This is a genomic window from Tistrella bauzanensis (assembly GCF_014636235.1).
GTDB lineage: Bacteria > Pseudomonadota > Alphaproteobacteria > Tistrellales > Tistrellaceae > Tistrella > Tistrella bauzanensis.
Window position 1 is genome coordinate 38559 of record NZ_BMDZ01000007.1, and the last position, 22554, is coordinate 61112.

At 66.2% G+C, this 22554-nt stretch carries 21 protein-coding genes and 1 pseudogene; 5 read left to right on the forward strand and 17 right to left on the reverse strand.

Annotated elements, in window-relative coordinates; all coding sequences use genetic code 11:
- Positions 1–11: 11 nt before the first annotated feature.
- From dxr to IEW15_RS04895, 9 genes are all read right to left on the reverse strand, one after another.
- Positions 12–1193 carry a 1-deoxy-D-xylulose-5-phosphate reductoisomerase gene (gene dxr, locus IEW15_RS04855; RefSeq protein ID WP_188575502.1) on the reverse strand — a complete coding sequence of 394 codons (1182 nt, stop codon included), beginning with the start codon at positions 1191–1193 and terminating at the stop codon, positions 12–14.
- Entirely contained in the window at positions 1190–2113 is a 924-nt protein-coding gene (locus IEW15_RS04860; protein ID WP_229707825.1) for a phosphatidate cytidylyltransferase, read from the reverse strand. Before IEW15_RS04860 ends, dxr begins: the two co-directional genes overlap by 4 nt.
- On the reverse strand, positions 2079–2801 hold the full coding sequence (locus IEW15_RS04865) for an isoprenyl transferase (protein ID WP_188575506.1): 723 nt from the start codon (positions 2799–2801) through the stop codon (positions 2079–2081). Before IEW15_RS04865 ends, IEW15_RS04860 begins: the two co-directional genes overlap by 35 nt.
- Before the next feature lie 32 nt (positions 2802–2833).
- Positions 2834–3355 (reverse strand): ribosome recycling factor, encoded by a 522-nt coding sequence (gene frr / locus IEW15_RS04870; RefSeq protein ID WP_229707826.1) that lies wholly within the window; start codon positions 3353–3355, stop codon positions 2834–2836.
- Between the two features lie 42 nt (positions 3356–3397).
- Positions 3398–4126, reverse strand: coding sequence for a UMP kinase (gene pyrH / locus IEW15_RS04875; RefSeq protein ID WP_188575510.1), 729 nt, complete (start codon positions 4124–4126; stop codon positions 3398–3400).
- A 293-nt stretch (positions 4127–4419) separates the two neighbouring features.
- Complete coding sequence (gene tsf, locus IEW15_RS04880; RefSeq protein ID WP_188575512.1) at positions 4420–5343, reverse strand: translation elongation factor Ts; 924 nt, start codon at positions 5341–5343, stop codon at positions 4420–4422.
- A 259-nt stretch (positions 5344–5602) separates the two neighbouring features.
- Positions 5603–6436 carry a 30S ribosomal protein S2 gene (rpsB, locus tag IEW15_RS04885; RefSeq protein ID WP_188575514.1) on the reverse strand — a complete coding sequence of 278 codons (834 nt, stop codon included), beginning with the start codon at positions 6434–6436 and terminating at the stop codon, positions 5603–5605.
- A gap of 215 nt (positions 6437–6651) precedes the next feature.
- The gene (locus tag IEW15_RS04890) at positions 6652–7716 is read right to left on the reverse strand and encodes a LysR family transcriptional regulator (protein ID WP_188575516.1); all 1065 of its coding nucleotides are present in this window, start codon (positions 7714–7716) and stop codon (positions 6652–6654) included.
- Between the two features lie 185 nt (positions 7717–7901).
- Positions 7902–8873, reverse strand: coding sequence for a hypothetical protein (locus tag IEW15_RS04895; RefSeq protein WP_229707827.1), 972 nt, complete (start codon positions 8871–8873; stop codon positions 7902–7904).
- A gap of 284 nt (positions 8874–9157) precedes the next feature.
- On the opposite strand from IEW15_RS04895, the pseudogene IEW15_RS04900 reads away from it, so the two are divergent.
- Positions 9158–9373, forward strand: a pseudogene (locus IEW15_RS04900) (amidohydrolase family protein); the annotation flags it as partial.
- Between the two features lie 10 nt (positions 9374–9383).
- Here the strand turns inward: IEW15_RS04900 and dnaE are convergent.
- The 8 genes from dnaE to rplM form a co-directional block, all read right to left on the reverse strand.
- A complete protein-coding gene (gene dnaE, locus IEW15_RS04905; RefSeq protein ID WP_188575521.1) occupies positions 9384–12890 on the reverse strand; it encodes a DNA polymerase III subunit alpha in 3507 nt (1168 codons plus the stop codon).
- A gap of 101 nt (positions 12891–12991) precedes the next feature.
- Entirely contained in the window at positions 12992–14419 is a 1428-nt protein-coding gene (locus IEW15_RS04910; RefSeq protein ID WP_188575523.1) for an amidase, read from the reverse strand.
- 88 nt (positions 14420–14507) lie between these two features.
- A complete protein-coding gene (locus IEW15_RS04915; protein ID WP_188575526.1) occupies positions 14508–15551 on the reverse strand; it encodes a helix-turn-helix transcriptional regulator in 1044 nt (347 codons plus the stop codon).
- A gap of 93 nt (positions 15552–15644) precedes the next feature.
- A complete protein-coding gene (locus tag IEW15_RS04920; protein WP_188575528.1) occupies positions 15645–16283 on the reverse strand; it encodes a DNA-3-methyladenine glycosylase I in 639 nt (212 codons plus the stop codon).
- Positions 16284–16286: 3 nt separating this feature from the next.
- Positions 16287–16586: a YciI family protein gene (locus IEW15_RS04925; protein WP_229707828.1), complete on the reverse strand. Its 300-nt coding sequence runs from the start codon at positions 16584–16586 to the stop codon at positions 16287–16289.
- A 138-nt stretch (positions 16587–16724) separates the two neighbouring features.
- Positions 16725–17627 (reverse strand): LysR family transcriptional regulator, encoded by a 903-nt coding sequence (locus IEW15_RS04930; RefSeq protein ID WP_188575530.1) that lies wholly within the window; start codon positions 17625–17627, stop codon positions 16725–16727.
- Between the two features lie 184 nt (positions 17628–17811).
- A complete protein-coding gene (gene rpsI / locus IEW15_RS04935; RefSeq protein WP_306432587.1) occupies positions 17812–18258 on the reverse strand; it encodes a 30S ribosomal protein S9 in 447 nt (148 codons plus the stop codon).
- 55 nt (positions 18259–18313) lie between these two features.
- Complete coding sequence (gene rplM / locus IEW15_RS04940; RefSeq protein WP_188575535.1) at positions 18314–18772, reverse strand: 50S ribosomal protein L13; 459 nt, start codon at positions 18770–18772, stop codon at positions 18314–18316.
- Between the two features lie 361 nt (positions 18773–19133).
- On the opposite strand from rplM, the gene IEW15_RS04945 reads away from it, so the two are divergent.
- From IEW15_RS04945 to IEW15_RS04960, 4 genes are all read left to right on the forward strand, one after another.
- Positions 19134–19952, forward strand: a complete 819-nt coding sequence (locus IEW15_RS04945; protein WP_188575537.1) for an enoyl-CoA hydratase — start codon at positions 19134–19136, stop codon at positions 19950–19952.
- A 4-nt stretch (positions 19953–19956) separates the two neighbouring features.
- Positions 19957–20475, forward strand: coding sequence for a CoA-binding protein (locus IEW15_RS04950; RefSeq protein WP_188575539.1), 519 nt, complete (start codon positions 19957–19959; stop codon positions 20473–20475).
- A complete protein-coding gene (locus IEW15_RS04955; protein WP_188575541.1) occupies positions 20472–21809 on the forward strand; it encodes an O-acetylhomoserine aminocarboxypropyltransferase in 1338 nt (445 codons plus the stop codon). Before IEW15_RS04950 ends, IEW15_RS04955 begins: the two co-directional genes overlap by 4 nt.
- A gap of 111 nt (positions 21810–21920) precedes the next feature.
- Positions 21921–22529: a histidine phosphatase family protein gene (locus IEW15_RS04960; protein WP_188575543.1), complete on the forward strand. Its 609-nt coding sequence runs from the start codon at positions 21921–21923 to the stop codon at positions 22527–22529.
- The last annotated feature ends 25 nt before the right edge of the window (positions 22530–22554 follow it).

Sequence of the window (22554 nt, forward strand, 5' to 3'; positions counted from 1 at the left end):
GCACGGCGGGGTCAGCGTGCCGCCACCAGATCCGTCGCGCGCCGGCGTGCCGCCTGATCGAGCGCGATCACCTCGTCGATCGACGTTGGCGCGCGCCTGGCTTCGCCATCAAGTGTGTCTGCAACGATGCCGGCGATGTCGAGGAAGCCGATGCGCCGGTTCAGGAAGGCCGCCACCGCCACCTCGTTCGCAGCATTCAGGATTGTGGCGGCGCCATCGCCGCATTTCAAGGCATCGCGGGCCAGCGCCAGACAGGGGAACCGACGGTCGTCGGGCGCCTCGAACGACAATGTCCCGATCCGGGCCAGATCGAGCCGGTCGCTGGGGGCGTGACGCCGGTCGGGCCAGGCCAGGGTCCAGGCAATCGGCGTGCGCATGTCGGGTGCGCCCAGATGCGCCAGCACCGATCCGTCGGCGTAATAGACCAGACCGTGGACGATCGATTGCGGGTGCACCAGGATATCCAGGCGATCGATGCCGACCGGAAACAGATGATGGGCTTCGATCAGTTCCAGCCCCTTGTTCATCATCGTGGCGCTGTCGACCGAGATCTTGGCGCCCATCGACCAGTTCGGATGGGCCACTGCCTGCTCAGGCGTCACGCGCCGCATCTCGTCGAGCGGCATGGACCGGAACGGCCCGCCCGACGCCGTCAGAACCACGCGCTCAACCGCATCGATCCGGTCGGGCTCAAGGATCTGGGCGATGGCATTGTGCTCGCTGTCGGCCGGAAGCAGACGGGCGCCGTGGCGTTCGACCTCGGCTGTGAACAGGTCGCCGGCACAGACCAGGCACTCCTTGTTGGCCAGTGCCACCAGCGCGCCACGCCGCACGGCGGCAAGCGTGGGCGCCAGCCCGGCCGAGCCGACGATCGCCGCCATCACCCATCCGGCCGGTCGCTCCGCGGCCTCGATCAACGCATCGGGACCGGCGCCTGCCGCAATGCCGGTGCCGGACAGGCGCTGTTTCAGCTCCAGATAGCGCGCCGGGTCGGCGGTCACCGCGAAGCGCGCCCTGAGCCGGATCGCGTCCTCGGCCAGCTGGTCGATATTGCCGTTGGCGGTCAGTGCCTCGACCGGATACCGCTCAGGGTCACGGGCGATCAGGTCGATGGTCTGTCGGCCCACCGACCCTGTGGCCCCCAGGATCGAGACATGACGGGGCGTGGACGCGGTCGCGGATGTGTCGGTCATAATCCCTCGGCAATCAGACCACCGGTCAGAAGCAGCATGATCACCAGCGCGGGTGCTGCAAATAACAGGCCGTCCAGGCGATCGAGCAGACCGCCATGGCCGGGAAGCAGCCGGCCGCTGTCCTTGACGCCGAAATGGCGTTTCACGCCGCTCTCGACAAGGTCGCCGATCTGTTCCACCACGGCAAGCATGGCGCCGGCCGCCGCGATCCAGCCCAGATCCGACGGTTCGCGCCCGCCCGCCAGAACGGTGATCAGCATCGAGACGACCGCCGCCGAAAACATGCCGCCACCAAGCCCCGCCCAGGTCTTGTTCGGGCTGATCCGCGGCGCCAGACGAAAGCCGCCGATCGCCCGCCCGAACACGAAGGCGCCGATATCGGTCGCCCAGACCACCAGCATCAGCCAAAGGGTGAGTTCCAGCCCCTGTGGCCGGGCGCGCAGCCAGATCAGCGCCAGAATCGGCAGCCCGACATAGACCACGCCGGCACCAAGCCAGCGCCGGCGTGCGCCCTGGATATGAACAAAGCCCGCACAGGCCGCGGACGTGGCCACAAGCGCCAGCGCCACATCGAACCGCCCCTGCCCGGCCATCCAGGCCGCTGCCCCCAGAACCGCGCCCAGGGCCAGCCCGATGGCGGTCCACAGACCGCCCTTGAGGTCGACCAGCCGGCGCCATTCGTTCAGCAGCAGCACCGCAAGCACACCACCGAACAGATGGAAGGCGGGCCCGCCGACATAGATCAGGGCCAGGACCGGCGGTCCCAGCACCAGCGTCGTCAGAAGGCGCAGTTCCAGGGTCCGTCTGCGCTCGGCCTTCAATCCGGCCGCTGCGGCGCGTTCCTCGGCCGTGATGTCCATATCGGCGACGGCCAGGGCCGCCGGATCACGCCGGCGAAACAGCGCCATAGCGACGTTCACGGCGTTTGTATTCATCGATCGCGGCATCGAAGGCGGCCGCATCGAAATCAGGCCACAGCACCGGCAGGAAGATCATTTCGGCATAGGCCAGCTGCCAGAGCATGAAATTGCTGATCCGCTGCTCGCCACTGGTCCGGATCACCAGATCCGGATCGGGCAGCGTGTTGGTCTGAAGGTGGGCGGTGATCGCATCCTCGTCGATCTGGTCGATCGACAATGTACCCGACGCCACCTCGGCCGCCATCTGACGGGCCGCCTCGGCAATCTCGGCCCGCCCGCCATAGCTGATTGCGATGGTCAGCACCATACCGGTGCAATGCGCCGTCCGCTCGGTGGATCTCACCAGCAGATCACACATATCCTTGGACAACCGGGATCGGTCGCCGATGAAATTCAGGCGCACGTTGCGATCAGCCAGCAACCGCACTTCACGATCCAGATAAAAACGCAGCAGCCCCATGAGGTCGCGGACCTCATCCATGGGGCGCTTCCAGTTCTCGGACGAGAAGGCGAACAGCGTCAGATAGGCGATGTCGTGGTCGATCGCCCGATCGATCACCTTGCGGACCGACTCGGCGCCACGGTAATGGCCGACCGTACGCGGCAGGCCGCGGGATTTCGCCCAGCGGCCATTGCCGTCCATGATGATCGCGATGTGGCGCAGGGTGGGCTCGGTGGCCAGCGCCATGGGGCTCGGCTCCATTGACGTTGCCTCTGGGCTCAGACCTGCATGATCTCCTTTTCCTTCGCGCTCACCAAGTCGTCGATCTGCTTGATCCGCTCGTCGGTGACGGCCTGCACCCGATCCGACGCGCCACGAAGCTCGTCCTGGCTGATCTCGCTGTCCTTTTCCAGCTTCTTCAGCTTGTCGAGGCCATCGCGGCGGACATTGCGCACCGAAATCCGGGCCTGCTCGCCATAGCGGGCGGCAACCTTGCCCATTTCACGGCGGCGATCCTCGGTCAGTTCCGGAATCGGCACCCGGATGACAGCACCTTCGGCGATGGGGTTCAGGCCGAGACCGCTGTCGCGGATTGCACGGTCGACGGCTTTGGCAAGGCTCTGGTCCCAGACCTGTACCGACAGCATCCGCGGTTCGGGAACGCTGATCGTCGCCACCTGAGACACCGTCATCTCGGAACCATAGGCGTCGACCCGGACGGGCTCCAGCATGTTCGTCGATGCGCGACCGGTCCGCAGACCCGCCAGTTCGTGCTTCAGGGCGTCGATCGCGCCGTCCATCCGACGGCGGACGTCCTTGATGATGTCATCCTTGGACACGGTTCAGGCCTCGTTGGCAATGATGGTGAACGGCCCCCGACCATGGATCACTTCGGCGAAGCCGCCGGCGTGATGCAGGTTGAACACCACGATCGGGATATTGTTGTCGCGTGCGAGCGTGATGGCAGAAGCATCCATCACCTTGAGGTCGCGCGAAAGCACTTCCAGATAGCCAAGGCTGTCGTAGCGCTCGGCACGCGGATCTTTCTTGGGGTCGGCGGTATAGACGCCGTCGACCTGCGTTCCCTTCAACAGGGCATCACAGCCCATCTCCACCGCCCGCAAGGCTGCCGCCGTGTCGGTGGTGAAGAACGGATTGCCGGTGCCGGCTGCAAAGATGACCACCCGCCCCTTCTCCATGTGGCGGACGGCACGGCGGCGGATATAGGGCTCGCAGATGCTCGACATGGGGATCGCCGACTGCACACGCGTAGCCACGCCGATCCGCTCCAACGCACTCTGCATGGCCAGGGCGTTCATCACGGTCGCCAGCATGCCCATATAATCGGCCGTGGCCCGCTCCATGCCGGTCGCGGCACCCGAGATGCCGCGGAAGATGTTGCCGCCGCCGATCACCAGGCAGACCTGCACACCCATCGCCTGTACGCCGCGGATCTCGCCGGCGACCCGCTCGACCATGTCGACGTCCAGGCCGTACTGGCGATTGCCCATCAGCGCTTCGCCCGAGACCTTCAGAAGGACCCGGCGGAACCGCGGGGTGGAGAACGACATGGGATGTCTCCTGTTCGACGACGCTCATCGGCGGCCTGGCGGCGCGCGCACGTTCGGGGGCTGACGTCCGGCAATCCGGCGGTGATGGCGCCCGCCGGCTCATGGCATGGGCACGGCCCACCTACCGCGGCGGATATGCCGGGCACGGGCCGTGTAACGTATAGCCGCGCCGGCCCGGCATGGCAACCGCCGCAACCGCCGATCCACGCCGGATGGTGGCGACAAAAAAGGGGCGCCCGCAGCGGACGCCCCTCTCCGGCCCGGTTTGCACCGGACCCTGCCTGTTCAGGCGATCACGCACCCAGGGTCTTCTGAACCTCGGCGGCGAAATCTTCCTGCTTCTTCTCGACACCCTCGCCCAGCTCGAAGCGGGCAAAGGCGGTCAGGGTCACCGGCGCACCGACGGTGGCCTTGGCATTCTCGACCACCTTGCGGATCTTGGTCTCGCCGTCGATCACGAACACCTGCTCCAAAAGGCAGACCTGCTCGTAATACTTGCGGATACGACCCTCGACCATCTTCTCGATGATGCTCTCGTTCTTGCCGCTCTCACGGGCCTGTTCGATCAGAACGGCACGCTCACGATCCAGCGCATCGGTGCTGACATCGCCGACATCCAGCGCCTCAGGGCGGGCGGCGGCGGCATGCATCGCGATCTGACGGCCCAGCTCTTCCAGCTTGGCCTTGTCGCCGGTCGATTCCAGCGCCACCAGAACGCCGATCTTGCCGAGACCGTCGGTGATCTGGTTGTGGACATAGGCCGCGATCACGCCGTCCGACACCTCAAGCACCGCGGCGCGGCGCAGGTTCATGTTCTCGCCGATGGTGGCGATCAGGTCGGTCAGCTTTTCAGCGACGGTGCCGCCATCCGGGAACGACGCGGCCTTCAGCGCCTCAAGCTCGGCGCCGGTGCTCAGGGCAACGCCGGCGACGTTGGCCACGTAGTCCTGGAACTTCTCGTTGCGGGCAACGAAGTCGGTCTCGGAATTCACCTCGACCACGGCGCCGCGGGTGCCGGCAACCTTCAGGCCGACCAGGCCCTCGGAAGCAACGCGGCTCGCCTTCTTGGCCGCCTGCGACAGACCCTTGGTGCGCAGCCAGTCGATGGCGGCATCCAGGTCGCCGCTGTTCTCGGTCAGCGCCTTCTTGCAGTCCATCATGCCGGCGCCGGTCTTCTCGCGAAGCTCCTTCACCAGGGCAGCGGTGATCTCAGCCATAATCCACCTCGTGTAAGTTCTATCGAGCGCAGTCGCGTTGTGTGCGTCGCGTCACGGAAATCATCGCGGGCCGGATGCCATGCAGCGTGATGCCACCAGCACCCACCCGTCTTCTGCCTTGTCGAGCCCCGCCCCGCCGAATGCGCGGGGCGTGCGCATCCGGTTGCCGGAAACACGAACGGCGGCACCCCCTGGGCGCCGCCGCATCGCCGGTCGCACCCTGGGGGGAGGCGACCGCTCATCCGAACCGCCGGATGCGTCAGGCCTGAGCCGGCGCCTCACCAGCGGGCGCCTCGGCGGCGGCCGGCTCTTCGGCAGCGGCCTCGTCAGCCATGCCCTCGTCGTCGAGATCGACCGCGACCGGATCGGACAGCGCGCCCATGTCGGCGCCCGAGCGGATCATCTCCTGCTGGATGCCGTCGAGAACGGCGCCCGACATCAGCTCCAGATACAGCTGGATCGCCTTGGTCGAGTCGTCGTTGCCGGCAACCGGGAAGGTGACGCCATCGGGGTTGGAATTGCTGTCCAGGATCGCGATCACCGGAATGCCCAGCTTCGTCGCCTCGCGGACCGCCAGCTCTTCCTTGTTGGTGTCGATCACGAACAGCGCGTCCGGAAGGCCGCCCATGTCCTTGATGCCACCGAGCGAGGATTCCAGATTGTCGCGCTGACGGGTCAGCTTCAGCAGTTCCTTCTTGGTCAGGCCCAGATCGGCCTGCTGGTCGAGGAGCTGCTCAATCTCGCGCAGACGACGGATCGAATTCGAGATGGTCTGCCAGTTGGTCAGCATGCCGCCCAGCCAGCGCCGGTTGACATAGTACTGGCCGCAACGCTTGGCGCCTTCGGCAACCAGATCCTGTGCCTGACGCTTGGTGCCGACGAACAGCACGCGGCCGCGATTGGCGACGATGTCGCGCACCGCTTCCATCGCACGATACATCTGCGGCTGGGTCTCGCGCAGGTCGATGATGTGGATCCCGTTGCGGGTGCCGAACAGATACGGCGACATACGCGGGTTCCAGCGGCGGGACTGATGCCCGAAATGGACGCCGGCTTCAAGCAGCTGGCGCATCGTAAAGGTGGGGAGTGCCATGGAAAACGGTCCTTTTCCGGTTCGGCCTCCGCGAGGTTGAGATCTTCGCCGGCATCGCGCGACCAGACAAGACGTCGTGCGACGGGCCCCGACGAAGACACCGGAGCGACACCGATAACCGGACCGCGCCGGACATCCGGCTGATCCACTGCATCGGGCCGCGGGCCTCGCGTGCGTGTGAACGCCCCGGCGATAAGGTCACCGGGACGGCCGCTCTATAGCCCGCCGGGGCGCATTTGGCAAGAGTTTAGCGGCCGGACGCCCCTCGCCTCAGAGCAGGCCCCCGTCAAGGGCTCCGGTTGGTCGGTCCTCATCAGGCCCGCCGCCCGAGGCGCCAGCCCGGCGGCGGGCGCCTCGGGCCTGCCAAGCCTGCCCGCCACGAGATCCCGCCAGAAGGCTTCGGCATCGGCGGACAGGCGCGCCTGACGCCGGATCGCCTGAACGACGAGCGGCACATCGAATTCAGGACCGCCCGCGCGGACCAGCCGCCGCTCGCTCCGGTCGGCGGCCGTAATGCTCTCGGGCAGCCAGGCGACACCGAGCCCCCGTCTCGCCATGAGGCGGAGCCCGTCGGAATAATGCGCGGAGCCGGCGTGGCAGAGATCGATGTCCGGCCAATGCGCCCGCGCCAGATCGAGCGACCAGTTCAGGGAACAATCCTCCAGGTAGTCCAGCACCGGCGCCCGACCGATGCCCAGGCGATATCTTGGCCGCTGCTCCTCGTCGCATGCGGTGAGCGGTATGAGAACATCGCGCCCCAGAAGAGCACGGGCCGCGGGATCGGGACGCAGCGCCTGAGGCAGCCGCTCAAACAGATGTCCGGCCTGATCGGCGAGGCAGATGACGAAATCGACATCGCCCCGATCAAGGGCCGCGAAACATGGCTGAACGTTCAGCGACATCACCACCAGTGGAAGATGACCGAGGACGGCCTCGACCTGCGGGAACCATCCCTGAAAGAAATTGACACCCATAAGGTGAGGGGCGGCGATCCGGATCGTGGTCGATCGCCCGCTTGCCGCATGAGAGGTGAGCCGGTCGCGGAGATGCGTCACCTCGCCAACAACCGATTGAGCGACGCCCAGTACCTCATAGCCGGCATTGGTCAGACGAAGCGGGGTGCCCGCCCGATCGACAAGCGGTGCGCGCGCCCACTGCTCCAGTGACTGGATCCTGCGGCTGAAGCCGGACTGCGTGACATTGCGCCGGTCAGCCGCCCGCGTGAAGCTGCCGGTCTCGGCCAGGGCGATCAGATCTTCCAGCCAGCGGATATCGAGCATCGGTCGGTCCCTCTGCTGTGGCGCGCCATTGCAGGATGGACAGGGTGCCACGGAACAGCCGGTCTTTTCCTCCCCCATTCCAGATAAACCACGCCGGCCTTATGAACTACGCCGGCTTTCATGGACCCCACCCGAACGCGGCGGACGGGGACATACCCTCGCCGACGGGTGCGACCAACGCCGGATCAGGTCGCGGACCTGGTCCGGCGGCCCACTTCCAGACGATACAGCACCGACTGGATCAACCTCGGCAGCGTGAAGATCGGCAGCTGACTCGCCGCGAAGTATAACGCCATGGTCGGTGTGACCGCAGCACCCAACGCCGACCACAACAAACCGACATTGCGATTGCCCGCGATCAGTCCGGTGGTGAACCGCATCCGCAGATTGCCGGGAAAGATCAGCCCTGCCACGAGTTGAAGGAAGATGTTGCACCCGAATGCCAAGGCGACGACACCCGCGGCGAATTCGGGGTCGTCCTCGATCATCGCCCGCACGCCCGACATCGTCCCAAGGGCGAACAGGATCAGTGCGGTCACCACGACGGCATCGACCGCGCGGGCGTGGCGGTTCAGTGCGCGCCCCATGAAACGACGCAGCAGAAGTGCCGCCCCTTCGGCCGAGCCGATCAGCAGCGCCAGACGGAGCGCGAGGTCAAGGGGGGCAACCGCCGAGGAACTGCCGGCTGAGAACAGATCGGCGATCACCGGCGCCGTCAGGGGAGTCAACACCATCGATGCCAGCGTCGCGACCAGGGGTACCGCCGGATCGAGACCAAGCATGCGGGCAACCGCCGATGTGCCCGAGGATGGCGGCGCCGACACCGCCAGCACCAGCGCCAACACCAGATCCATCCGCAGCCCGGCCACAATCGCTGCGACACCGACAAGGATCGGACAGGCGATCATCACGAAGACCGGAAGAACCACCGAAACGCCGGCGCGTCTGGCCGTGGCGACCACCACCGGCGGCTCGACCCGCAAAAGCGTGCCCAATACAAAGATGAAGACCATCACCGGCATTGCCGGGCGCACCGCATCGGCGGCGGCCGGCCAGATCAGTCCCAGACACACACAGCTTGCCAGAAACGTCGTGCCATGGCGGGTCATGCGGTCGATGAACAGGGCGGCCAATCCGGTAATTCCGCGCGAAGGCATCGGCAGGCGGTCCTCAAAGCGCGTGCGCCACCGATCATGCCGGCAGACGACGTTGATGTTCTCCGCATCCTATCCGCCGGACACTGGTTCGGAACAATGCGCTCTCAACACATCGTCATGCGGGATCCGCATGATCCACCCCACGCATACCGGCCACAGCCGCCGCATAAAACGGCCAGCCCCATGATCGACAGCCATGTTCATCCAACCCTCGGCGAATGGTCGCCGCGAACCGATCATGGCGCTTGGGTGCTGCATTGCCTGCATGGCGGCGTCACCACGATGATATCGGGCTGATCCAGCCCGGCCACGCCGCCGATCCCGTGATCATGGACCGGCCGGCCGGCAGCGCCGGCCGGACCCTGCTTGAGGCAGTGGAACTGGGCGACCTGCCCGGCATCGGCATGGTGATCATCGATGGCGAGATCCTGGTCGCCCCCTCACGCAACACGCCCCCCGCCGAGCGCCTGCCGGTGCTCCTCTCGCCATCGCGCCAATAACAGACGGCTCTCAGGTCTCGATCGCATCCGTCACGCCGGGCGTCAGCTTCAGCGCCGCACGCAGGGCCGGGGTGATCGACACCGGCTTGGGCAGTTCAAGCCGGACCACCTGGCGTTCGCCCTCAAGATCGATGTCGAGTTCCAGCGTGATGCGGCCGCGACCTTCCGGTTCGCGCTCGATGACCCGGCGGATCTGAGCGAGGGCGCGTTCCTCCGCCACCTGAATGGTCAGGCGTGACGACGACGATGCGGCGACGTCGTCGAGCGACCGGACATTCTGGGCGGTCAGCCGCACGGTATCGTCGCGCCATTCGCCGCTGGCCTCGATCAGCAGCGGCACGCCCGGTTCAAGCAGATCCCGGGCCTGGGACAGCACCTCCGAGAACAGCGTCACCTCGAACACCCCCGTCGGGTCCGACATCTGGGCGAAGGCGAAGCGGCTGCCCTTGGCGGAGCGGCGCTCCTGTTTGGCGATCAGGGTGCCGGCAAGCTTCAACCCCGCCGCCCCTTCCCGCTCAAGTTTCGCCGCCAGATCGCCGGCACGCACCACCCCCAGCCGGTCCATGACTTTGTCATAGGCATCCAGCGGATGGGCGGACAGATAGAAGCCCACCGCCTCCAGCTCGCGCTTCAACTGTTCCATCGGCATCCAGGGGTCGATCGCCGGCATCGGCGGTTTGGGGACTGCTTCGCCGCCCGGTCCGCCGAACAGGCTGACCTGGTTGCTTTGGCGTTCCTCCTGCGCCGCCTGCCCATAGCGCAGCACCATGTCGATGGCGTTCATCACCTGGGCACGGTTGGCGTTCAGATGATCGAAGGCGCCGGCCTTGGTCAGGCTTTCCATCATGCGCTTGTTGATCACCTTGGTGCCCAGCCGCGCCGACAGATCGAACAGATCGCCATAGGCGCCGCCCCGCCGGCGTTCCGCCACCAGTTCGGCCATCGCCTGCGGCCCCACCTGCTTCAGCGCGCCCAGCGCATACAGAATGTCGCCGCGCGGCGCCCGCGCTGTCCGGCGCACGGCGAACATGGCATCCGACTGGTTCACATCCGGCGGCACCACGCCGATCTTCAGCCGGTTCAGCTCCTGACGGAATCCGGCAAGCTTGTCGGTGTTGTGCATATCCAAGGTCATCGACGCCGCCATGAATTCCACCGGCCAGTTGGCCTTCAGATAGGCGGTCTGATAGGCGACCAGCGCATAGGCGGCGGCATGTGATTTATTAAAGCCATAGCCCGCGAACTTGGCGATCTGGTCGAAGATCAGCCCGGCCGTGTCCTTGTCGACGCCATGGTCGACCGCTCCCTTGGTGAAGCTCTCGCGCTGGGCGTCCATCTCCTCCTTGATCTTCTTGCCCATCGCGCGGCGCAGAAGATCCGCCTGTCCCAGGCTGTAGCCGGCCAGCACCTGGGCCGCCTGCATCACCTGTTCCTGATAGATCATGATCCCATAGGTTTCCTCCAGGATCGACTTCAGCAGCGGGTGCAGGTATTCGGCCTTCTCGGAGCCGTGCTTGACCGCGATATAGCGCGGGATATTGTCCATCGGACCCGGACGGTACAGCGCCACCACCGCGATGATGTCCTCGAACTTGTCGGGCCTGAGCTTGCGCAACACGTCGCGCATGCCGGAACTTTCCAGCTGGAACACGCCGACGCCCTCGCCGCGCGCCAGCATGTCGAAGCTGGGCTTGTCGTCGAGCGGCACCCGGTTGATGTCGAAATCCGGATCGACCTCGCGGATCAGCCGCTCGGCGGTGGTGATCACGGTCAGGGTTTTCAGGCCCAGGAAGTCGAACTTGATCAGCCCGGTCTGCTCGACATATTTCATCGAGAACTGGGTGACCGGCATGTCGGAGCGCGGATCGCGATAGAGCGGCACCAGTTCATCGAGCGGCCGGTCGCCGATCACCACGCCGGCGGCATGGGTGGAGGCGTGGCGATAAAGTCCTTCCAGTTTCAGCGCGATGTTGATCAGCCGCGCCACCTGCTCGTCTTCATTCCGCGCCCGCTGCAATGCCGGCTCACCGTCGATCGCCTCCTGCAAGGTGACCGGATTGGCCGGATTGTTCGGCACCAGCTTGCAGATCTTGTCGGTCTGACCGAAGGGCATACCCAGCACACGGCCGACATCGCGCAGCACCGCGCGGGCCTGAAGCTTACCGAAGGTGATGATCTGGGCGACCCGGTCGTGGCCATACAGATCACGGACATGCTGGATCACCTCGTCGCGCCGGTCCTGGCAGAAGTCGATATCGAAGTCGGGCATCGACACGCGTTCCGGATTCAGAAACCGCTCGAACAGCAGCCCGAAGCGCAGCGGGTCGAGGTCGGTGATCGTCAACGACCACGCGACCACAGACCCGGCGCCCGATCCACGGCCGGGACCGACTGGAATGCCATGGGTCTTCGACCATTGGATGAACTCGGCGACGATCAGGAAATAACCGGGGAACCCCATCTTGATGATCACGTCCAACTCATAGTCCAGCCGGTCGCGATAGGGTTTGGCTGCCGCCTCGCGTCCGGCCGCATCCAGGCCGGGGGTATAGGTATAGACGATGCTTTCCAGCCGCGCCTCCAGTCCCTCACGCGACAGGCGCCGCAACTCGTCTTCCTCGCGCGCATTCGGATCGCGGGTCGATTTGGGCAGGATCGGCTTGCGGAAGGGTGCTTTGGCGGCACAGCGCCGCGCGATGACCAGCGTGTTATCAACCGCTTCCGGCAGATCCGCGAACAGTTCCCGCATCTGCCGGGCCGATTTGAAATAATGATGGGGGGTCAGTCGGCGCCGGTTGGTGTCTTCGATATGCCGGCCCTCGGCGATGCACAGCAAGGCATCATGGGCCTCGTACATCGCCTCGGTGGTGAAGAACACGTCATTGGTGGCAACCAGCGGCAGATCCAGATCATAGGCGATATCGACCTGGCCCGGCTCGCTGTCGGCTTCCAGGGCTGGCGGGGTTTCCCCCGGCCCGCAATGGCGCATCAATTCGATATAGAACCGGCCGGGAAAGATCGTCGCCAGCCGTTCGGCCTGGGCGCGGGCCTCGTCGTCGCGACCTTCCAGCACGCGCGCGCCCACCGGCCCCGCCGGACCACCCGACAGGCAGATCAGATCGGTCGCGAATTGCGCCAGCACGTCTTCCGACACCTGCGGCGTATCGCCGGTGGGCGTCTTCATGAAGGCATGGCTGACGATCCGGCCCAGATTGTCATAGCCGGTGCCAGACTGGGCCAGCAGCACCAGCGGTTCGGGCTCGGGCCTGCGGCCGAAGCGGTCTTCGCCGGCGCTGCGGGTCAGCCGGATCACCATGCCCAGGATCGGCTGGATGCCCTCTTTCGGCAGAGTCGACGAGATTTCCATGGCGCCGAACAGATTGCCGGTATCGGTGACCGCCACCGCCGGCATCTTCTGCGCCTTGACCAGCTTGACCAGATCCTTGGTCTTCACCGCCCCTTCCGACAGCGAATAGGCGGTGTGAACGCGGAGATGGACGAAATCGGCATGCGACACGGGACCGGGCACTCCTGACGGCGGCGGGGATCGGCCCTCGAAATCTGGACCAAATCCCCGCCCGCGGCAACCTCGCCCGGCCCCGCTGATGTCGGCCCGTGTCAGCCGGCGAACACCCCCGGCCGAATATCCCGCCAGGGCTGCTGCCGTTCCAGATCATGGGCCAGTTGCAGCAGCACGTCCTCGCGCCCCATGCCCGCCGCCATCTGGATCGGCACAGGCATGGCGTCATGCATGCCGGCCGGCACGGTGATCGCTGGCAGGCCGGTCATGTTGAACGGGGCTGTGAATGGCACTGCATCGAACAGCCGGTCATACCAGCCCTGGGCGTCCAGATCCGGATCGTTCTGGTTAAGATAGCCCAGCGGCAGTGGTGTACGCTTCAGAACCGGCATCAGGATAACGTCGTACTGCGTTAGAAATGCGCCAATACTCCTGGATACCGTATTCATCACCATGAACACGTCCTCGATGTCCATGGCGGTCAGCCGGTTGCCGGCGCGGGCGCAGGCCAGGGTGACCGCCTCGACCGTATCCGGCCCCGGCTCACGGCCCATCGCGGCACTCACGCCGTTGAGGCCAACGGCCAGGAACGACATCCAGGCCGCGAAGTTCGCACGATTGAAGGCATCGACGTCGTAGTCCGGCGCCGCCTCCTCGACCATATGGCCATTCGCCTCGAACAGACGCGCCGTGCGTGACAGCGCCTCGTCGATCTGCGGTTCAACCGCCGGCGCCTTCGGCCAGTGCCGTACCAGCGCCACCTTCAATGGTCGGGTGTCGGCGGCAATGGCACCGGCATAGGGCATGGCCGGCGGCGCGATGCCGAGGGTGGCGCCAATATCGGGGCCGGAGACGGCATCGAGCAGCGCTGCGCAATCGCGAACCGTGCGGGTGACGACGAACTCGTTCGCCATGCCCAGCAGCGGCATGCCATAATATGGCCCGAACGGGATCCGGCCACGCGACGGCTTCAAGCCGACCAGTCCGCAGGACGCCGCCGGAATCCGGATCGAGCCGCCGCCATCATTGGCATGGGCCACAGGCACGATCCCGGCCGCCACCGCGGCGGCAGACCCACCCGACGACCCGCCGGGCGAGCGTTCGGTGTTGTACGGATTGCGTGTCGGTCCGTTCAGCACCGCCTCGGTGGTGGCGTTGAAGCCGAATTCCGGTGTGGCCGTGATTCCAATGGTATTAAGGCCGGCCTTGCGAAAGCGCGTGAACAGCTCGCTGTCGACCGGGGGCACGAAGCCACCCTCGGCCAGCATGCGCGTGCCCATCATCTGCGGTATCCCGCCCACGGCCAGAACCAGATCCTTGACCAGAAACGGCACGCCGGCGAAGGGTCCGGCATCATCACCCGCCACCGGCGGGTCCAGCCGGCGGATGACGGCATTGATCGTGCCGTTTACGGCATCGATCGCCCGGTTGGCGCAATCGGCAAGCTCGGCGCCGCTGACCTCGCCGGCCTTGACCAGTGCTGCCAGACCGGTTGCATCCTGTGCGGCATAGTCTTTCAGATCCATGGGTGGCTCCTCCCTGTTGTCTGCCGGTCTGTTGCCGGACAGGGTGATCTTCGGCCGTCCGCGATCAGAGGACCATGGTGCAAATGACCTATGCCGGCCCCGGGCCGCTGCGGCCAGCCGGGGCCGCGGCCCCCAGGGCGGCGGCCAGGGTCGCGCGGTTGCCGACCCCCAGCTTGTCATAGATCCGGCTGGTCTGGTTGCGCACGGTTGCGGGGGCCACGCCCAGTTGCCGGGCAACCTGCTTGTGGTTGAGCCCCTGCACCAGCAGGGCCGCGACCTCGGCCTCACGCGGGCTCAACCGGCTGGCCGGCGTGAGGCTTGCGACATGCACCGCCCGAAGTCCGGCATCGTCGCTGCAGGCCTTCGGCATCGCCGTGACCACCAGCCCCAGATCGTCCATCGAGACAGGGTCTGGCCCGGCCAGTGCGGCGCGGAAGCCCGACTGCAACCGATGGCGCAGCGGGCCGTCGACATCGATGCCCAGCACCGCGCGCAGCCGCGCGCCGCCAAAGATGCAGTGGCCGGCCATAGACACCAGCAAGTCGACGCCTGTGCCACCGGCAACCATCGGCCGCTCCGCCCGGTCACGGATCTGGCGGTCCAGCACTTCGACCGCTGCATAAATGAAATCCTGCTCATCCGCATGCCAGTTGCGGATACCGACGCCACCCCGGCGATAGCAGGCGAGAAACAACGCCCCCGGAAGATCGGCACGGATCTGCGTGGCCGAGGCGACGGCGCCCAGATCGTAACGATCCGCCATCGCCGCCAGCCCCTCAGTCTCGTGGTGCTCACCCCGCCGCCAGATCGCCACCTGCCGCGGCGCCCGGCTGATCTGGTCGAGCAGCAGATCGTCGTGACGCATCGCCTGCCAGGCCTGGAAATATCCGCCGGGCAGGTTCAGGGTCGCCGTGCCATGAACGACCACGCCGGGGCCACCGGCTCCGGCCCGCGCACCACCGCCGGCCGCCGCCTGCCCCCAGCTCATGAACCCGTACCACGCCGAATCGAAGCCCAGCACCTGGGCCAGCCGGTCGACGCACTGGTCGAGGGCCGCAAGCGGCGGTGCCTGTTCAAGAAACCCGTCGGCATCCTTGAGATAGGCCGAGAAGGTCCGGATACCGAAGGTCATCGGCCTGTCCCAGATTGCGGAACGATCGCCGGATATCGTGACATGCGGCACCGGATGCCGCAACCGGGCTATCCGGCTGGCAGACCGGGGAAATCACGGCAGGTTGGGGGAAATCACCGCAGACACGGGCGAGGTGAAGGCCGCACGCGCTCTGGTCACGGCCGCACGGGTCACACAGGCCGCGACATGATCGTTGACCAACCCCATCGCCTGCATGAAGGCATAGACCGTGGTCGGCCCAACGAACGACCAGCCGCGCCGCTTCAGATCCGCCGACAAGGCGACCGATTCCGGCGAGGTCGCCACCGCCTCGATCGGGGCCGCACGCGCGGGGTCGGCTTCATAGCGCCACAGACAGGCGGCAAGCGAGCCCTCCGCATCGATCAGATCGGCGGCACGTTGCGCATTGTTGATCACCGCCATGATCTTCAACCGGTTGCGCACGATACCCTGATCACCAAGCAGACGCTCGACGTCGATGGCGGTAAAGCGGGCCACGCGCGCAATGTCGAAGCCATGAAAGGCGGCACGGAAGTTCTCGCGCTTGGCCAGAATGGTCCGCCAGCTCAAGCCCGACTGAAACGTCTCCAGGCACAGCTTCTCGAACAGACGCTGATCGTCGCCGACAGGAAATCCCCATTCGGTATCGTGATAGCGCAGAAAATCCGGCGCCGCCGCGCACCAGCGACACCGCGGCAGGCCGTCCGGCCCCTGGATCGTCATCATGGTCATGGGTTACGCGGCCAGGAAGGCGAGCCGGGCATCGGACCGTGCCGGCGCCACCTCAAGGATCTGCGGCGTGACCACGCCGCCAACCACGAAGGGATCGGCCATCACCCGCGCCTCGATTTCGTCGCGTGAGACGCCATGGACCAGGATGGCGCCACCCGCCACCGGCCTCAGGCTGCCGGCGAGCTGAAACACACCATCGTCGAAGCCCTGGGCAAGCCATGCGTTGTGATCCGCCATCAGACGACGCGCGGCCTCACCATTGCCGGGCGCCGGGACGGTGGCTGTCAGAAGCACGATGAACACGATCGGATATCTCCCGGTGATTGGTCCGGCGGCACCGCGCCGCGGCTGGTTTCGTGCATCAGTCTGCCATCACGGCGACGGGCGGAAGACACAAGAAACTGAACAGGCCCCTGCAAGAATGTTTCAGCATCCTTCATGTCAGAGGCCGTCATCACCCGACAGACGCGGCGCCAGCGCCTTCAAGGCAGCGGCCAGCGCATCACAGACCGCCCGCACCCGGGGCACACGGGCCATCTGGGGATGAACCAGCAACCACAACTCGGTCGACAGCTCGGGAACCGGCGGTGCGACCCTGACGACATCCGGCAGGGCCGCGCCCACGAAACAGGGCAGCAGGCCGAAGCCGATACCGGCGCGGATCGCCTGAGCGGCACCGGGCAAGGTATTGGCCCGGAAGCGGATCGCGTCCGGCGGCAGCTTTGCCGTGACCCACGCGCCCGGACCGGAACAGGCAAGGGTGTCGTCATAGCCGATCCAGGGGCCATGGGCCGGATCGGCATGCCGCGCCGCCAGTGCCGCCTGTGCATGAACGGCCATGGCAATAGTGCCGACCCGTCTGCCTTTCAGAGCCGGATCAGGGCTGTTGGTGACGCGCAAGGCAATGTCGGCACTGCGCCGGGCAAGCGGCAGCGTCTGATTGTTCACCATCAGATCGATGGTGATCCGCGGCAGATCCCGGCACAGATCGGCCAGAATTGCCGGCAGAAGATGATCCGACACCGCATCGGGGGCCGTCAACCGCACGCTGCCGTGCAGATTGTTGTCGCGCCCCGCGATCCGTGCTTCAAGGGCGGCGATATCGCCGCGCATGCGCAGAGCCAGCGCGCGCATATCCTCGCCCGCATCGGTCAGCGTCCAGCCACCGGGCATGCGCTCGAACAGGCGCACGCCAAACCGGTCTTCGACCAGCCGGCAGCGTCGCGACAGGGTCGGATGGCTGATCCGCAAGGCCAGTGCCGCGGCAGACAAGCTGCCATGTTCGGCCACCGCCAGCACGAGCCGCAGATCGTCCCAGTTCAGGCCGTTCGCAGACGACGCCATGCCGAGCACCGCGGTTGATGATGGTTGACGGACGACGGCCGCCTACCACGATCGCTATAGCGCAGATCGTCCCCTGCCCGCCAGCCCTGCCGCATCCGCCACAATGAAAAGCCGGCAGCCCATAAGGACTGCCGGCTTTTCATAATGGCAGAGGCGGCCCGCGCCCCGAAGGGCGCGTCCCGGATCAGCGCTTCGAGAACTGGAAGCTGCGGCGGGCCTTGGCCTTACCGTACTTCTTGCGCTCGACGACGCGGCTGTCGCGGGTGAGGAAGCCTTCCTTCTTCAGCGGCTTGCGCAGGTTCGGTTCGTACAGCATCAGCGCCTTGCTGATGCCGTGGCGAACCGCGCCGGCCTGACCGGAGAGACCACCACCGACCACGGTGGCAACGATGTCGAAGTGATCGACGACGTTGGCAACCGAGAACGGCTGACGGATGACCATCATCAGCACAGGACGCTTGAAATAGGCGTCGGCTTCCTGGCCGTTGACGGTGATCTTGCCGGAACCCGGCTTCACCCACACGCGGGCAATCGCGTTCTTGCGCTTGCCGGTGGCGTAGGCCCGGCCCTGCGCATCGCGCACCGGCTCGGGAAGCTGCTCGTCCGCCATCAGACCGGCCGCCTGGGCCATGTCCTTCAGCGCGCCAAGACCCTGGGCCTGAACGTTGGTTTCGGTCATGGCTCGATTACCCCACGTTCTTGCGGTTCAGGGCGGCGACATCCAGCGGCTCAGGGGTCTGGGCCACATGCGGATGCTCGGGGCCGGCATAGACATGCAGCTTGCGCATCACGTCGCGGCCCAGCGGACCACGGGGCACCATGCGGCGCACGGCGGCCTCGATCACACGCTCCGGATAGCGGCCGTCGAGGATCTTGTCCGCGGTCCGCTCCTTGATGCCACCGGGGTGACCGGTGTGCCAGTAATAGGTCTTCTGGGCACGCTTGCGGCCGGTCAGCACCACCTTTTCGGCATTGACGATCACGATATGATCGCCGCAATCCATATGGGGCGTGAACATCGGCTTGTGCTTGCCGCGCAGACGATTGGCAACAAGGACGGCGAGACGACCGAGAACGAGACCGTTCGCGTCGATCACCGACCACTTGTGCTCGATGTCTGCCAGCTTGGCGGTATAGGTCTTCATGAGCCTGGGCACCGAGATGGGTTCGGGAAACTGGAGGCGGAGTATGCCACGGATCTTTGCGCCGTCAACGGCAAAGAACTTTTTGTTTTCAATGCATTATCAAATCGGTATTATTTTACCACACAGCAGGCCCCAGGCAGGCCGCCGGTTTGAGGCCGATCGGGCGCAATTATGGCCCCGCGCGCGGTGCTTGGACGCGGCGCCCCTGCGGCGCTATGATGGCCAGCGAGGGCCGCTCCGCAACCGCCGGATCAGGCCCGGTTCGACCACATCTCCGGTTCGACCACATCCCCAGGCAGCCCCGGCAACCATTGACGACCGGGGACGGGTGTGGCGCCCCCAGGGTTCAAGGATGCGCCCAATGACTGATCAGACCCCCGCCCGCACCCAGGCTGCCGCAGCCGATACGCTCGTCCGTCTTGATATTCATGACGATGGCGTCGCGGTCCTGACCTTGAACCGCCCGGCCCAGCGCAATGCTCTGTCGCTGGCGATGATGAGCGCGATCGAGGCGGCGCTGGACGAGATCGCGCGCAACCCGGCCGCGCGCGCCGTTGTGCTGCGCGGCGAGGGCCCGGCCTTCTGTTCCGGTCATGATCTGAAGGAGATGCGGGCCGATCCTGACAAGGCATCCCACGCCGCACTCTTCGCCCAGTGCAGCCGGATGATGACCCGGATCGTGCGTCTGCCCAAGCCGGTGATCGCCGAGGTGGGTGGCATCGCCACCGCCGCCGGCTGCCAGCTGGTCGCAAGTTGCGATCTGGCGGTCGCCGCCACCACTGCCCGTTTCGCGACCCCGGGTGTCAATCTGGGCCTGTTCTGCTCGACACCGATGGTGGCACTGTCGCGGGCCGTCGGCCGCAAGCATGCGATGGAAATGCTGCTGATGGGCGAAATGGCCGATGCCGAAACCGCGCACCGCTTCGGGCTGGTCAACCGGGTGGTGGCACCTGAGGCGCTGTCGGACACCACCATGGGCATGGCCCGGCTGATCGCATCGAAATCTCCGCTGACGCTGCGCACCGGCAAGGAGGCATTCTATGCCCAGGTCGAGATGACCCTGGACGATGCCTATGCCTATGCATCGAAGGTGATGACCGACAACATGCAGACCAACGACGCGGTCGAAGGCATCGATGCCTTCCTTGGCAAGCGCAAGCCGATCTGGCAGGGACGCTGAGCCGATGACCGCCGATACCATCTCGCCAGCCGGCGCCGTGAACCACGACCGCTATCCCGACGCCTATATCCGCGACATCCTGCGCCAGTGCCGGGTGATCGCGATGATCGGCGCCAGCCCCAACTGGAACAGGCCCAGCTATTTCGCGATGAAATATCTGCAGGAAAAGGGCTATCGGGTGATCCCGGTGAACCCGGTCGCCGCCGGCCAGACCATTCTGGGCGAGCCGGTTTATGCGACGCTCGACGACCTGCCGGTGGTGCCCGACATGGTGGACATCTTCCGCAATTCCGAGGCGGCGGGACCGGCCACCGACGACGCCATCCGCATCGGCGCCAAGGTGGTGTGGATGCAGCTTGGCGTGCGCAATGATGCCGCCGCCGCCCGCGCCGAGGCCGCCGGGCTGAAGGTGGTGATGAACCGCTGCCCGAAGATCGAATATGGCCGCCTGTCCGGCGAACTGGGCTGGAGCGGCGTGAACACCGGCGTGATCAGCGCCAAGCGCATGGGGCCACCACGATGACCGATCAGTCGAAGACGCCCGACAGCGCCCGAGACGGCAGGGAAAGGCCGGCATCCGGCGGCGATTTCGGCTTCGCAACCCTGGCCGTCCATGCCGGCAACCGGCCCGAGCCGCATACCGGCGCCCGGATCACGCCGATCTATCAGACATCGTCCTTCGTGTTCGACAGCGTCGATCACGCGGCATCGCTGTTCAACCTTCAGACCTTCGGCAACATCTATTCACGCCTGGGCAATCCGTCGGTATCGGCACTTGAGGAACGGGTGGCGGCGCTGGAAGGCGGCCGCGGTGCCACCGCCTGCGCCAGCGGCCATGCCGCCCAGTTCCTGGCCCTGACCAGCCTGATGGAAACCGGCGACGATCTGGTCGCGTCGCGCTTCCTGTATGGCGGATCCTTCACCCAGTTCAGCCAGAGCTTCAAGCGCTTCGGCTGGGGGTGCACCTTCGTGGATGCGCGCGACCCCGATCAGGTTGCGGCGGCCATCGGGCCCCGGACCAAGGCGGTGTTCGTGGAAAGCCAGTCGAACCCGTCGGGCGTGCTGACCGACATCGCAGCACTCGCCGATGTCGCCCATGCCCACGGCCTGCCGCTGATCGTCGACAACACCATCCCCAGCCCCTATCTGTGCCGCCCCTTCGACCTGGGCGCCGACCTGATCACCCATTCGCTGACCAAGTTCCTGGGCGGACACGGCAATTCGCTGGGCGGCGCGATCGTGGAAAGCGGCCGGTTCGACTGGAAGACCTCAGGCAAATTTCCGTCGCTGTCGGAACCCAATCCCGGCTATCACGGCCTGCGCTTCGACGAGACCTTCGGCGATTTCGCCTTCACGGTGCATGCCCATGCCGTGGCGCTGCGCGATTTCGGGCCGACCCTGTCGCCGTTCAACGCCTTCATGATCATGACCGGCATCGAGACCCTGCCGTTGCGCATGGAGCGCCATGTCGCCAACGCCAAACTGGTCGCCGCCTGGCTGCACGATCATCCGAAGGTCGCCTGGGTATCCTATGCCGGCCTGCCCAGCAGCCCGCAATACGATCTGGGCCTGCGCCAGATGCCGCGCGGCGTGGCGCCGGTCTTCACCTTCGGCCTGACCGGTGGCTATGACGCCGGCATCCGGCTGGTGGAGGGCGTGGAACTGTTCAGCCATCTGGCCAATGTCGGCGACACCCGCTCGCTGATCCTGCATCCGGCATCGACCACGCATCGCCAGATGTCGCCGGAAGACCGTGCCCAGAGCGGCGCCGGCGACGATGTGGTGCGGATCTCGATCGGCATTGAGGCGGTCGAGGATCTGATCGCCGATCTGGATCAGGCGCTGACGCGCTGCTGACCCCCCGTCTCTCCTGACCACTGCCGCCACCTGCTTCCTGCCTGCCACCTGCCCCTGTCCGCCGCCCGCCTCTGTCCGCCACCCGCCTCTGTCCGAAAGCCCGCCATCGCCATGCCGACATCAATCCCGGCCGCTGCCGGGCCGGCCGCCCCTGCCCTTGCCGCGGTTGACCGCCTGATCTTTCTGCGCCACGGCCGCACGGCCTTCAACGCCGAAGGCCGTGTCGCCGGACAGACCGATATCCCGCTGGACGATACCGGCCGCGCCGAAGCCTGGGCGGCGATTGAGGCCCTGCGGCCGCTCGGCGTTGATGCGGTTGCGGCAAGCCCGATGCAGCGGGCGCGGGTCACCGCCGCTATCGTCGCCGCCGGTCTGGGTTTCGGCGACGATGCGGTGCAACTGGTGCCGGGCCTGCGCGAACGGAACTGGGGCATGTATGAAGGTGCGCCGCTGGGCGAGCGGCCGCCTTACGAGGAGACCCCGCCAGGCGGCGAGCCCTGGCCCGCCTTCGTCGACCGCACCGCCCATGCTCTGGCCGGCGCCCTGAAGATGATGGGCACGCCACGCCGGCCGCTGATCGTGGCGCATTCCGGCACCGCGCTGGCCCTGTCACGGCTGCTGGATTGCCCGATGCCGGTCGACAAGGCCCAGAACGCCGTGCCGCTGATCTTCCAGCGCGCCCGCGACCGGTCGTGGCGCTGCTGGCTGCCGGGCCGCTGACCCGGCAGCCAGTCTGGATCGTGCG

Coding starts and splice junctions, on each gene's coding strand:
- dxr (WP_188575502.1), bottom strand. CDS start 1,193: ATGACCGACACATCCGCGACCGCGTCCACGCCCCGTCATGTCTCGATC.
- IEW15_RS04865 (WP_188575506.1), bottom strand. CDS start 2,801: ATGGCGCTGGCCACCGAGCCCACCCTGCGCCACATCGCGATCATCATG.
- frr (WP_229707826.1), bottom strand. CDS start 3,355: ATGGACGGCGCGATCGACGCCCTGAAGCACGAACTGGCGGGTCTGCGG.
- pyrH (WP_188575510.1), bottom strand. CDS start 4,126: ATGTCGTTCTCCACCCCGCGGTTCCGCCGGGTCCTTCTGAAGGTCTCG.
- tsf (WP_188575512.1), bottom strand. CDS start 5,343: ATGGCTGAGATCACCGCTGCCCTGGTGAAGGAGCTTCGCGAGAAGACC.
- rpsB (WP_188575514.1), bottom strand. CDS start 6,436: ATGGCACTCCCCACCTTTACGATGCGCCAGCTGCTTGAAGCCGGCGTC.
- IEW15_RS04890 (WP_188575516.1), bottom strand. CDS start 7,716: ATGCTCGATATCCGCTGGCTGGAAGATCTGATCGCCCTGGCCGAGACC.
- IEW15_RS04895 (WP_229707827.1), bottom strand. CDS start 8,873: ATGCCTTCGCGCGGAATTACCGGATTGGCCGCCCTGTTCATCGACCGC.
- IEW15_RS04910 (WP_188575523.1), bottom strand. CDS start 14,419: ATGGATCTGAAAGACTATGCCGCACAGGATGCAACCGGTCTGGCAGCA.
- IEW15_RS04915 (WP_188575526.1), bottom strand. CDS start 15,551: ATGACCTTCGGTATCCGGACCTTCTCGGCCTATCTCAAGGATGCCGAC.
- IEW15_RS04920 (WP_188575528.1), bottom strand. CDS start 16,283: ATGACCATGATGACGATCCAGGGGCCGGACGGCCTGCCGCGGTGTCGC.
- IEW15_RS04930 (WP_188575530.1), bottom strand. CDS start 17,627: ATGGCGTCGTCTGCGAACGGCCTGAACTGGGACGATCTGCGGCTCGTG.
- rpsI (WP_306432587.1), bottom strand. CDS start 18,258: ATGGCCCAGGCGGCCGGTCTGATGGCGGACGAGCAGCTTCCCGAGCCG.
- rplM (WP_188575535.1), bottom strand. CDS start 18,772: ATGAAGACCTATACCGCCAAGCTGGCAGACATCGAGCACAAGTGGTCG.
- IEW15_RS04945 (WP_188575537.1), top strand. CDS start 19,134: ATGACTGATCAGACCCCCGCCCGCACCCAGGCTGCCGCAGCCGATACG.
- IEW15_RS04950 (WP_188575539.1), top strand. CDS start 19,957: ATGACCGCCGATACCATCTCGCCAGCCGGCGCCGTGAACCACGACCGC.
- IEW15_RS04955 (WP_188575541.1), top strand. CDS start 20,472: ATGACCGATCAGTCGAAGACGCCCGACAGCGCCCGAGACGGCAGGGAA.
- IEW15_RS04960 (WP_188575543.1), top strand. CDS start 21,921: ATGCCGACATCAATCCCGGCCGCTGCCGGGCCGGCCGCCCCTGCCCTT.